Source organism: Nitrospirae bacterium CG2_30_53_67, from assembly GCA_001873285.1.
GTDB lineage: Bacteria > CG2-30-53-67 > CG2-30-53-67 > CG2-30-53-67 > CG2-30-53-67 > CG2-30-53-67.
In genome coordinates this window covers 1-10,899 of the sequence record MNYV01000033.1, presented here as the reverse complement: position 1 = coordinate 10,899, position 10,899 = coordinate 1, and the positions used below count along the sequence as shown (strand labels likewise).

The 10,899-nt window shown below is 52.8% G+C and carries 12 protein-coding genes; 6 read left to right on the top strand and 6 right to left on the bottom strand.

Features of this window, described 5'->3' with window-relative positions; genetic code table 11:
• Positions 1-121 precede the first annotated feature (121 nt).
• Complete coding sequence (locus tag AUK29_01825; protein OIP65898.1) at positions 122-988, bottom strand: hypothetical protein; 867 nt, start codon at positions 986-988, stop codon at positions 122-124.
• A 61-nt stretch (positions 989-1,049) separates the two neighbouring features.
• Between AUK29_01825 and AUK29_01820 the strand changes: the two genes are divergently transcribed.
• Positions 1,050-1,739, top strand: coding sequence for an ABC transporter ATP-binding protein (locus AUK29_01820; protein OIP65900.1), 690 nt, complete (start codon positions 1,050-1,052; stop codon positions 1,737-1,739).
• 17 nt (positions 1,740-1,756) lie between these two features.
• Here the strand turns inward: AUK29_01820 and AUK29_01815 are convergent, their stop codons facing one another.
• The 4 genes from AUK29_01815 to AUK29_01800 all read right to left on the bottom strand — a co-directional run bounded on the left by AUK29_01815 (position 1,757) and on the right by AUK29_01800 (position 5,150).
• Positions 1,757-2,722: a hypothetical protein gene (locus tag AUK29_01815; GenBank protein ID OIP65897.1), complete on the bottom strand. Its 966-nt coding sequence runs from the start codon at positions 2,720-2,722 to the stop codon at positions 1,757-1,759.
• Positions 2,723-2,747: 25 nt separating this feature from the next.
• A complete protein-coding gene (locus AUK29_01810; protein OIP65896.1) occupies positions 2,748-3,404 on the bottom strand; it encodes a hypothetical protein in 657 nt (218 codons plus the stop codon).
• A gap of 21 nt (positions 3,405-3,425) precedes the next feature.
• Positions 3,426-4,073, bottom strand: a complete 648-nt coding sequence (locus AUK29_01805) for a PHP domain-containing protein (GenBank protein OIP65895.1) — start codon at positions 4,071-4,073, stop codon at positions 3,426-3,428.
• Between the two features lie 159 nt (positions 4,074-4,232).
• Positions 4,233-5,150 (bottom strand): hypothetical protein, encoded by a 918-nt coding sequence (locus AUK29_01800; GenBank protein ID OIP65894.1) that lies wholly within the window; start codon positions 5,148-5,150, stop codon positions 4,233-4,235.
• A gap of 300 nt (positions 5,151-5,450) precedes the next feature.
• Between AUK29_01800 and AUK29_01795 the strand changes: the two genes are divergently transcribed.
• The 3 genes from AUK29_01795 to AUK29_01785 all read left to right on the top strand — a co-directional run bounded on the left by AUK29_01795 (position 5,451) and on the right by AUK29_01785 (position 9,392).
• Positions 5,451-6,179 (top strand): iron-sulfur protein, encoded by a 729-nt coding sequence (locus AUK29_01795; protein OIP65893.1) that lies wholly within the window; start codon positions 5,451-5,453, stop codon positions 6,177-6,179.
• A 1,665-nt stretch (positions 6,180-7,844) separates the two neighbouring features.
• Complete coding sequence (locus AUK29_01790) at positions 7,845-8,345, top strand: LemA family protein (protein OIP65899.1); 501 nt, start codon at positions 7,845-7,847, stop codon at positions 8,343-8,345.
• A gap of 396 nt (positions 8,346-8,741) precedes the next feature.
• A complete protein-coding gene (locus AUK29_01785) occupies positions 8,742-9,392 on the top strand; it encodes a hypothetical protein (GenBank protein ID OIP65892.1) in 651 nt (216 codons plus the stop codon).
• A 494-nt stretch (positions 9,393-9,886) separates the two neighbouring features.
• Here AUK29_01785 and AUK29_01780 read toward each other — a convergent pair whose 3' ends face one another.
• The gene (locus tag AUK29_01780; protein OIP65891.1) at positions 9,887-10,144 is read right to left on the bottom strand and encodes a hypothetical protein; all 258 of its coding nucleotides are present in this window, start codon (positions 10,142-10,144) and stop codon (positions 9,887-9,889) included.
• A 210-nt stretch (positions 10,145-10,354) separates the two neighbouring features.
• On the opposite strand from AUK29_01780, the gene AUK29_01775 reads away from it, so the two are divergent.
• Both AUK29_01775 and AUK29_01770 read left to right on the top strand, forming a co-directional pair.
• On the top strand, positions 10,355-10,576 hold the full coding sequence (locus AUK29_01775) for an acyl-protein synthetase (GenBank protein OIP65890.1): 222 nt from the start codon (positions 10,355-10,357) through the stop codon (positions 10,574-10,576).
• Entirely contained in the window at positions 10,573-10,869 is a 297-nt protein-coding gene (locus AUK29_01770) for a hypothetical protein (GenBank protein ID OIP65889.1), read from the top strand. The genes AUK29_01775 and AUK29_01770 overlap by 4 nt, the downstream gene beginning before the upstream one ends.
• Positions 10,870-10,899 lie beyond the last annotated feature (30 nt).

Below are 10,899 nucleotides of genomic sequence, written 5' to 3'. Positions count from 1 at the left end.
GGAAAATCTGAGGAAGTACCCGGAACTAAAAGATATGAGATCAGCCCTTGGCCGTGTCCTTCCGGAAATCCTGTGATGATTCGAACAGACTGAGCGGTCCGAGCCCCTGATTTTCTTCATCTTATCGAGCAAGGTCGAGGATGCTCTGACGCAGCCCGCTAACAACCTCCGACATGGAGGCATAATCGAGTGTGTCGGGCGTATCCGTGTGCCTATGGTAGTTGGCGTTCCGGTAAAAGGCCGTGTCCGTGATCATGACGGCGCGATAGCCCTCTTGATAAAAGGAATAGTGATCCGAGAAATCCACGCCCGGAACCCATTCGAATGTGGAAAGGGACTCCACGCCGAGCCCGGGCCGGCTCTTCAAACTCTCTGCCACACGGTTCACCAGGGACCGAGATCCGAGATTTCCCACCACAGCGATGAAGTCGGCTGTCTTCGGGTAGAAGGCCTTCATCAGAGGAAGCGGATACCCCTGCGCTCCCTTGTCCGGGGAGAAATATCCAATCATCTCCAGGCAGAGCATGGCGAGAATGTTCTCCCCCTTTGCCCTGGCCTCCCTGGCATAGACCCGGCTCCCCATGCTCCCGGTACGGAAAAAAGGGGGTTCTTCATTAGTGAAGGCTGCAAACCGGATGGTCCGCCCCTGGGATTCGCCTGCAAAGAGTCTTGAGAGTTCCAGGAGGCCGGCGACCCCGCTGGCATTGTCATCCGCTCCGGGGGTCCCGAAGACCGTGTCATAATGGGCGCCGATCACGATGATCTCTTCCGGCGCACGCTTCCCTGGGACTGTAACATAGATGTTCCTGTACCTCCTCCCCTCCAGAACGTAGAATTGACTCGCAGGCTCAAATCCGAATGCCTTGAAGCGCTGTTCTATATAGTCCGCGGCCTTGTTCAATGACTCATAGCGCACGGCATTTCTTTCCCCAATGCGCTCCGAGAGTTCCATCACGTGCTTCCTGAGATTCACGGCCAGATCGTCCATGTTGATTCTTCCCTTTACTTCGCAGTCGCCCTGTGATAAAAAAAGGATCGAGAAAGAGGCTATGACAACAGACAATAACCATATCCTTGTAGAAGTAACGGATCTAAGAAAATCCTTCCGGGCCGGCCCCGAATCTCTGGGCGTGCTGAAGGGGATCAACATCAGGATTCGCGCGGGTGAAATGATGGCCATTTGCGGGGCCTCGGGTGTGGGGAAAAGCACCTTCCTTCATATATTAGGGACCCTGGAGCATCCCAGCGGCGGTAAGGTCCTGTATGAAGGAACCGATGTCTTCTCCCTGAATGACGACAAACTTGCCGATTTCCGTAACCGGGTCATCGGTTTTGTCTTCCAGTTCCACCATCTCCTCCCTGAATTTACCGCTCTGGAAAATGTGATCATGCCTCTTCTGATCGCAGGAGAACCCCGGCATCAATGCATGGAACGGGGGATAGAGCTTCTCTCCGACGTGGGGCTTGCAGACCGCACCGACCACAAGCCCGGAGAGCTGTCCGGCGGAGAACAGCAGCGCGTGGCCGTGGCCAGGGCCCTCTGCATGAATCCGAAAATCGTTTTTGCGGATGAGCCCACCGGCAACCTGGATACCGCCACCGGAGAGTCGGTACATGAGATGCTGCGCGATCTCAACCGGAGGAAAAAAGTCACCTTTGTCATCGTTACCCATAACGAGCATCTGGCCGGAAAGAGCGACCGCATTGTGCACATGGTGGACGGTCAGATCTACACATGAAAAGTTCCTGTTCCGGCTCAGTCTCTGCCTGTGTCTCCGGGCGCGGCATCTCCCTTCCGGTCTTCCAGCATCTCCAATGCCAGGCCTTCCAGAAGGCCGTAGTCACTGACCGTCAAAGACCGGCTCGGCAATCTCCTCAATATCCCTTGAGTCAGGGCCCCTCCATAGAGGACCAGATCCGCTCTCCCAGTCTCAAGATGAAAACGCTCTTGAATCATCCGGCATGATCCCGTCCTGACCTCTGCCAAAAGACGATCCACCTCATCGAGGGTCAGCAGGGCGCCGTGGATCCTGGCCGGGTCATATCGTCGGAGTCCCATGACCATGTAGGACAAGGTTGTGATCGAACCTCCTGTGCCGATGCAGGTCATGGCATCGGAATCCGAGACATTCGAAAGAACGCCTTCCAGCGTATTCTCGATCCATTGCTGCATGGCGGAAAACGCTTTCGGTTCAGAGGATGCTGAAGGTTCAAATCTTTCTTTCAGATAGACCGCGCCGGCAGGAATGCTTAGGACCCGGTCCTTGCCTGACGGGCCGGTCCGGACAAACTCCGTGCTTCCTCCGCCGATATCCACGATCAGGGCTTCACGGGTCCCGCTCAGGTTCATCCCAGCCCGGACACCCTTCAGGGTGTAGGTTCCTTCCTCGGATGCCGTGAGGACCCGGATCGGGAACCTGCATGAGGCTTCGATTTCCTCTATGACTTCGGCTGCATTTCCAGCCTCTCGAAAAACCCCTGTGGCCACGGATAGAACCCGGTCCACACCATGGCGCTTAAGCTGTGAAGCAAATTCCTTCAAGACCTTAATTCCCCGCTTCACCGAAGGAATAGAGATCCTCATGCTCCGGACAAACCCTTCCCCGATGCGGACAACCCGCCGGTCCATCAGATTTCTTTCAAGAGGATGATTCGCCGTCCGACCGGCGATGAGAAGACGGAAGGTGTTGGTGCCCAGATCCAAAACGCCTATGCGGTCCATGCATGGGTCCTCGATTCCAATGGGATCAACCGGATGATTTGCCCGTTTCCTGGTCCTTCAATGCCTTGGCGGCGGGGACCCAGGGGGATTCCGGAAAGGAATTGATCATCTCATCGAGGAGATGCTTGGCCTTGCTGCTCTCTCCCTTTGAAGCATAGAGCCGGCTCAACTCCAGGAGGGAGAGATCTTGAAAGTGCGCACCCATCCCTTTGAAGGCCTCTTCGGCCTTGCCATAGTCCTTCAGCGCCATCTCGGTATAGGCGAGGCCTTGGGAGGCAAGCCCCCGTATGGTTTCAAGTTTCTTTCCTTCGGCGAGGTCCTGAGCCTTCTTGAAATGTTTCAGGGCATCCTCATATTGACCTTCTCCATAGAGGATGTTCCCCTGGTACAGTTCGATTATAGCCCCGGAAACACCCTGGCTTCCGGAAAGGCCTTTCAGAGAGCTCAGGGCATCCTGGATGCGCCCCTCATGATAGGCGGTGATCGCCTGGGTCGAAAGCAGGCTCTCTTTCTCCCTCTGCGTCTTGACCTGATACAAAACCAGGATGATGATCAACACCCCGGCCGTGATCCCGCCGATGATCAGTGAGATGAACTTGATGTTCTCCAGGGTGTACTGGTAGATCCGCCGCAGGGATACAAGAAACTCGTCCGGTTCCTGCAGTTTTTTATCTTTGGACATTCTTTTTTCTCCCTTATTTGTTTATTTCAGTCTTTGGACCAGCGCCTCGGAATTTTTAAAAACGGCATGCACCGTATCCGGGGTGAGGCCGGCCCCCATCAATATCCTCTCGGCCATGGATCTTTCCACCAAATCCTGGGGATCATGCGTATCCGTATTGATGACAAGCCCGGCCTTCAGCTTCATAGCCAGCCTGGCCACGTGGCCGTTGGAAAGCGAGTGTCCCTTTCTCGTGGTGATCTCGAGGAGAACCCTCCGTTCCATGGCCAGTTCCACCTCTTCCTCGGAGATCAGGCCCGGATGCGCCAGGATATCCACCCCGGCCTCTATGGCCGCACGGTTGGTCCCGGGGGCCACCGGCTCCACCAGGGTCTCCCCGTGGGCCACCACGATTTTAGCGCCCAGCGCCCTGGCCCTCGCCGCCAGGTCCCCGAACTGAGCCGGAGAGACGTGGGTGATCTCCACGCCCGGGATGACACGAAGCCCGCCCCTGGCGTTGATCACCTTACAGACCATGAGGATGCTCGTAACGACATAGTCCAGGTTCGAATGATCCACATGGTCGGTGAAGGCCATGACCTTGTAACCGATCACCTCGGCCCGGCGGGCCAGCTCAGAAGGGAGGAGCGCGCCGTCACTCAGAAGCGTATGGGTATGAAGGTCAATCATAGATCGTGCATCCCCTTTGGTTTAAATTATGAGACAAACTAACAAATTCCCCCTTGAAAATCAAGGGATTTAAAGCTGCACCCTATCATGGTATAGCATATAGAGAATGTTTCCCGGCACGGCGGCCATGGGTTTAACTTTCTAAAAACTTCCCGCTATTCAATGACATTCCGAGCCCTCACCGCAGAGACCATTCTCATCTTCGGACGATTTCATCTCTTCCTGACCAGGGGACCATGACGGGTTTATATACGAAAGCGGGGCCTTTTGAAAACAGGCTTCCTCGATATATTGGATAATGTTCGTCTCCCCTTTGATAATGGAAAAGCCGTCCGGATTTTTTGCAATCACCACAGGCACCTCCTTGATGCCCATGAGTGAAAGGACGAGACGGTTGAACTCTGCGGAATAGGATGCCCTGCGTTCCAGGTCAGGAAGATCCAGAGTTTTTATCCGGTCAACCGGATTAAAATGAAAATCGCAGCTGTTGCAGTTCTCCAGCGCCTTGATCACGTTCCGGCAATGGGGGCACTCTGAAGAGAAGATCAGATAGAGTTTCTTGACCGGCGAGGAACAGGTCTTTACGGCAAATGTCCCTGAATCCAGGGATTGATACCGGGACAAAACCATCGAGGGGCCGAAGCTGAGCAGGGAGAATATCGAGATGACGGCAACGACAACCGCCGCTCCCTTGAAGAGCTGCTGCCGTCCGGCCAAGGCGTTCATCAGCAGGACCATCAGAAAAAGCAGGATACAGTAGGAGCAGAAGGCCCGGGCCACAAAGATCTGATAAGAGAGGAGCACCCCTTCCACCGAAAGACCGGCAAGAAGCAGGATCGAAATCCATTCCATGGCGGCCTGAGGCCTGAACCTCGTCCGGAACAAGATCCAGAATAGAAGCTGAAAGTAAACCAGCCCCGCCAGGTTGAACAGAAGGGGGGAAAGGGTCATCAGGCCTTCAACCACCTTGCAACCCTGGTTCAGGCAGGCGGATTCTCCCCTCAGCAGAATCATCATCACTTGAGCGCCTATCATCAGACTGGCGGTCAGGGCCGTACGATACATGATCTTATTCATATGAGATAACCATCAGCGGGTTTTTAGCCGCAATTGAGGGCTTTAAAATATAATATGATCATATACCAATTTAATGCCGCATTCCAAGGGATTTTGTGCAGTTTTACAAAGCAGTTGACAGGGTATGAATTAGTTGGTATTTTTCCTATAGAGGGTGGAGCCGTTCGGCCCGTTCCTTTAAGATGGAGTATGAAGACGCATCCTCTTATGCAATGCCGATGTCCCGCGTGAATGTCCGGTATTGGAACGTTCCGACCGGCTGTGCTCGAACCGGCCAACATCTGAAATGATCAGGCAGCTATGAACGTCATTGCAATCAACGGCAGCCCGAAGATGGGTGTGGGAAACACCGCCCTCATCCTTGTTCCATTCCTCGATGGCATGGAAGAGGCCGGCGCCAAGGTTGAACTGGTCTATACACGGAAACTGAAGATCAACCCCTGTCTCGCGGAGTTTAACTGTTGGTTCAGCACGCCGGGGGAGTGCCTCCAGGAGGATGATATGGCGATGCTCCTTCCCAAACTGAGCGCCGCAGATATCTGGGTGTTTGCTGTGCCCGTCTATTGCGACGGTGTTCCCGGACCGGTGAAGAACCTGATGGACCGGATGCTTCCGATGGTACAGCCTTATTTTGAGCTGTGCGACAATCACTCCCGCCATCCGAGAAGGGACGGAAACACGGCCGGCAAGCTGGCGCTCGTCTCCAATTGCGGGCTCTGGGAAAAGGACAATTTTGATCCCATGCTGGCCCACATGAAGGCGTTTTGCCGGAATGCAGGGCTTGAGTTTGCAGGGGCGCTTCTCCGGCCGCACGGCGAGGCGTTTCGGGTGATGCTGAAGATAGGCGAACCGGTGCAGGACATCCTTGATGCGGCCAAAGAGGCAGGGCGCCAGCTGATCAGGGACGGCAGGATGGCATCCGGAACCCTCGATATCGTCAGCCGTGTGCTCCTTCCCAGGGAGAGATATATCCAGGATGCAAACCGGGCTTTTCAGGAAGCCCTGGATCGAGACGTATCCGATCAGTAGGGACATCCGCCCCCTGTTTTCTTCAGCCGTATCGTCTTTTTGATTGAGTGCCGAGGCTTTGTATCATCGGTTAAGCGGCCCTATTCGTAAAATAGGGTGACTTGCCGAGAGGATCGTCGGGGACTAAGAAGGGCCATGCAGTGGACTGGACCGGTCTTTCAAAGGAACGCATTGAACTGGCGCTCCCCCTCCTGATCGTCAAGGGCTCCAAGGGGTTCCTGGCATGCGGGTATATTGATCTTTCGACCTGTGTTTTCATCCGGCAGGGGCCTTGTTAATCAGGGGTAATCCATGCGTGCATCCGAGACGGTTAGGTCCATAGAGCAGAGCACCCACCACTACCTGGTCATCCGCCCTTTTTCTACGGATCCTCATAAGATCGATCCCTATCTTGCGCCCCTTTCAGAACTTACCGGTCTGGACAAAGCGACCATACGGCAAAAATTTACGGGCGAGGCCCTCCAGGTCCTTTTGTCAGGACAGGATGCGGACATCCTTGAGCATTTATCGGGAAGTTTAAAAGCCGAGGGTTTCCCGTGCTGTGTGATCAGCAAAAGGGAGCTTCAAAAGGGAGCACGGAGCATCCGGGCAGCAGATCTTGAGGCAGGCCTGGAGAGATTGCGCTTTATGGCGCCGGGAGGAGGGGAAATAACCTCGCTCGACCGAACTCAGGAAACGATTCTTGTTCTTACGACCATGAAACCCGGAGAGCTCAAGAAAAAACAGATCGCAAGGCTTGTCGTGGGAAAGGATGTGGAATATCCTTTGAGCAGACGGCTGAGGTTTATTTTCCAGAACCATCCGGTCATGGATATCTACATCTCAGGATCCAATACGCCTCTGCGGCTGGACAGCCAACGGTTCAATTTTCATTCACTCGGGGAAGGCAGCCTGAAATCCATCACACAAAACTTCCCGGAGGTGATCAAGCTGATCAGAAAATTTTCAGTCAGGGCCGTGATGGATGCGGGGTTTGGTGAGAGCGAGCTTCCTTTCCTGAATTCACCGGATTCGGATTCTCCGGAGAGGCTTCTCAATGAGTTCGCTCTCTATTCCCGTTTCGTCTATCTGGCCTATACCCAGGATATGTTCCGTACGGTCCATGACCGGGATCCGGTCTCTCCGGTCCAGGCCCTCGGTGAACTGGATGGACTGCTTTTGACCGGCCCTCTCTTGGGCCGTCAGGAGGTGAAAGAGGACCCTTGGGAAGATCCTGGCCGCGCATCCGGTCCATCGGGGAAAGCTTCACGGATTCCACCGTCCCCTCCGGAATCCCCGATCGAGGTGGTGACAGGGGAGATCAGGACGTGGGGGAGCGGCCTCAAGCTGTTTCTGCGGCAATACAGGAGGCACGTCCGGAGGCTGGGGCCTCCGGTCCTTATCTATCCGCTCACGGCTGGTTTTTTTTGCTCCATAGCCTGGTGCTATGCCGTAAAGCAGTTTCATTTTTTATCCGCAGGACTCATCTTTTTAGGACTGATCGGCTTTATACATTCATTCATCATGATCAAACGGAAGCGTGCCCTGGAGAACTGTCCGACCAGCAAGATCCGGTCCATGCCCATGGGGCTTGTGGAAGTCAAGGGTAAGGCAAGACAGAAATATTTTTTAAAAACCCCATACTCCCAGACCGACTGTGTCTATTACTCCTATAAGAAATACCGAATTATTTACAACGGGCTGGTTGTTGTCAGGAACAACGTGGACAAATCCTGGAGCAATATCAATGTGCTCCTGAAACAGCGGCACGACGAACTCCCTAAACTGGTTTCGGTCTGCGAGCGGTATATGAAACACGAGGCCGACACCCTGGAGAGAGTCACCCGGGCCAGGGCCATGATGTCCAATGCAAACACCATGGAAGAAAAACGCAAGGCCGACGGGATGATTACCGAAGCCCTGAAGTCCCTTTTTGCCGTTTCGGAAAAGTACCCGGAACTCAAGGCGGACAAAAGCTTCGGACAGATCCAGGCAAGAATAACGGAACTTGAGGAAGAAATTGCCGACCGCCGAGAGCTCTACAATGAAGGGGTGAATATCTATAATATCCGTATCGAAAGGGTTCCGGATGTGTTTGTGGCCAAACTGTTTGATTATCAGCCCAAGGTGCTGTGGCAGATCAATCGTGAGGACGGCAATGACGTACGGATCAGCTTCTCATATTGAAATCAATTCCGTTGCATCCCATCCTGACCCCGCCAGATATAGGTGAGATGGGGCAGCGGCTCTGTTCTTCAATACGGGGACGCGCTCGAATGCCGCCGTATTTGCAAATATGTACACGGCAGAACGCATCCTTCTGTGAAATGCAGATGGAAACTACTTGATGTCATCCTGAAGGGTGCTGATATTTTATCCAAGACCCTTTGCACCTTCTCACTCTGCCCCAACCGTTTTGATATCCTCATCGCAAGAAAATCCAAAATAATGCTACATTTTTTCAAAAAGTATGTTAAAATAATAAAAAAGGGAGAAAACGGATTAATTATCGTTAAAATAGAAATAAATGGACGAAATCATCCTTATTGACTTGAATTTCTTGAGAGACATAGGGGATAAGAGATGTTGGCGGTTTTGAATAAGTTTTTGAATGGTTTAAAAACTCAAGGGACGTGCCGAGACAGCGTGATAGGGCCGGTATCCCTTAAAGCACGGGAGTCATTTATGAAAAACACCTTATTCCTATTCATGGTCTGCATCTTCATGTTGAGGACCATTCCCGGTGAGGCCGATTGGAGCCAGGCATTTGTAACCGATGAAAAACCGAATCTGGTTACACTGTGGTCCAATCAACCCTTTGCCTCGGCGGATTTGCCTGTCGGGTGGTCATACTGGCAAGACGACACGGGTTTGGAGGCGCAATGGTTTACCACAGGGGATTATGGTATTCAGAATATCATTGCTACGCAGTGGTGGGCCGGATCGAAGACCGACTTGTATCTGGATGCCGTGGAGTCCTGGTATGACTGGAACACCGGAACGATCGTGCAATCCTGGGATTTCGGACTCTACTATCCAGGCAGCGGCGGCGGGGGGGCCTGGCAGATGGTTCCCATGGGCAATGCCGGTGGTTCCATAGATATTCTCTCCTCGCCGGGTAGTCCCCACAGTTCAGTCTTCGTCCCTGAACCGGCCTCTATATTGCTCTTTTGTTCCGGTTTGATCGGACTGGGTCTGCTCCGAAAACTGAGAAGTGGAATCCCTCGACCGTAACCTGGAGGATAAAATCCACCAAGCCGTGTGGGAGGTGGGTTTTGCGCATTCTGTCTACATATCGCCCCTGATCTTTACACGATACGAACTTGAGAACACTCCTCTGCGGTCTTCTCCGATCGTGAAGAACATCAGCGAGGAGGGGGTGAAAGTATGACCGATACGGAGAGCCTCTTCGAATATCGGATGAAGCAGGCCGAGGAAACCCTGCAGGAGGCCGAACGGATGCTGAATGTCGAATTCAGTACGCGTTTCCGGGAACCGTCCCCCGGGCGGCCCGCTATTCGCCTCCCCTTTGTAAGGGGAGGATAGGTGGGGTAGAGCCAGGGAAGTCTACCTCCTCTATGAGCCGTTGGCTCAACGAGCCATAAACCCATTCCCCTCCTTACAAAGGAAGGGAAGATGAAATTCCTCCCGGCGCCTGCCCTCGAATGGGTTTATCGAGGGAGGGATTTCCAATATGATGTCATTTCTAATAATAGGAACGGTCTTGATCATGCCACGGGACAGATACACTTTCCTATTTTAACGGTCAAGGCCCAATCGTCTCCCACACTGTCCACCGCATTCGAGTAACCAAGGATGGAGGTATAGAGGCTCAACCTGCGGGCTGTCTTCTCCTTGTCCAGCAGGACCTGTATCCCGCGCGGTTCGCTGCAATTGTCATTCACGATCAGATCCTTGTATTCCTGAATGAGGCTGTAATCTTCTCTTGCATCGATAATTCTCATGATTTCATCATCCTTTCTCATATCCTGCACCAAGCATTGGCCCGGCTAATTTTTATTCATGACTTTTCTCAAATCACATCCATCTATTATCATCAAGCCACAGGTTTCTTTATTCTGTCAAACCGGACAGGCCCGACCGGACCAGGATCATTGGAAATTTTGCCTTGACCCATCTACTTTTTCAGGTGTATATAACATGACAGCGTGGCTGCATAATAAAAAGGAGACGCTATGAAAAGAATTGATTTGCCCATTTCCAAACTTTCACTTGCCCAGAAGCTGGATTTGATGGAGAAGCTCTGGTCGGAACTAACTCGAGATGACAAGAAAATGAAATCCCCGGCTTGGCATGAAGCCATCCTTAAGGACCGAGAACAGGCTTTCACGGCTGGTAAAGTGACTGCCTCGGATTGGGAACAGAGTAAGAAGAGAATTAAGAAAAAGATCTCATGAAGATAGGAATCCTTAGCCCAGCCGAAAGGGACCTCGAGGAGGGATATCGATTCTATGAGTCGCAGTCTCCCGGCCTCGGATCGTATTTCCTCGATTCCCTTTATTCGGATATTGACTCCTTAGCATACTTCGGAGGGATTCACCAACTGGTCTTTGGATGCCACCGCCTGCTTTCCAAGCGGTTCCCATTTGCCGTATATTACCGGATCATTGATAACGTGATTCTGGTCCTTGCTGTTCTTGATTGCCGTCGGAGCCCAAGTTGGATAAGAAAAAGACTGATGAAGGGCTGACAAGAGGGAGAACACTTGTGGGGTATTTTC

Excerpts from the sequence above, each read along its gene's own strand:
- AUK29_01825 (OIP65898.1), bottom strand. The coding sequence starts at position 988 with ATGGACGATCTGGCCGTGAATCTCAGGAAGCACGTGATGGAACTCTCG.
- AUK29_01820 (OIP65900.1), top strand. The coding sequence starts at position 1,050 with ATGACAACAGACAATAACCATATCCTTGTAGAAGTAACGGATCTAAGA.
- AUK29_01815 (OIP65897.1), bottom strand. The coding sequence starts at position 2,722 with ATGGACCGCATAGGCGTTTTGGATCTGGGCACCAACACCTTCCGTCTT.
- AUK29_01810 (OIP65896.1), bottom strand. The coding sequence starts at position 3,404 with ATGTCCAAAGATAAAAAACTGCAGGAACCGGACGAGTTTCTTGTATCC.
- AUK29_01805 (OIP65895.1), bottom strand. The coding sequence starts at position 4,073 with ATGATTGACCTTCATACCCATACGCTTCTGAGTGACGGCGCGCTCCTC.
- AUK29_01800 (OIP65894.1), bottom strand. The coding sequence starts at position 5,150 with ATGAATAAGATCATGTATCGTACGGCCCTGACCGCCAGTCTGATGATA.
- AUK29_01795 (OIP65893.1), top strand. The coding sequence starts at position 5,451 with ATGAACGTCATTGCAATCAACGGCAGCCCGAAGATGGGTGTGGGAAAC.
- AUK29_01785 (OIP65892.1), top strand. The coding sequence starts at position 8,742 with ATGTTGGCGGTTTTGAATAAGTTTTTGAATGGTTTAAAAACTCAAGGG.
- AUK29_01780 (OIP65891.1), bottom strand. The coding sequence starts at position 10,144 with ATGAGAAAGGATGATGAAATCATGAGAATTATCGATGCAAGAGAAGAT.
- AUK29_01775 (OIP65890.1), top strand. The coding sequence starts at position 10,355 with ATGAAAAGAATTGATTTGCCCATTTCCAAACTTTCACTTGCCCAGAAG.
- AUK29_01770 (OIP65889.1), top strand. The coding sequence starts at position 10,573 with ATGAAGATAGGAATCCTTAGCCCAGCCGAAAGGGACCTCGAGGAGGGA.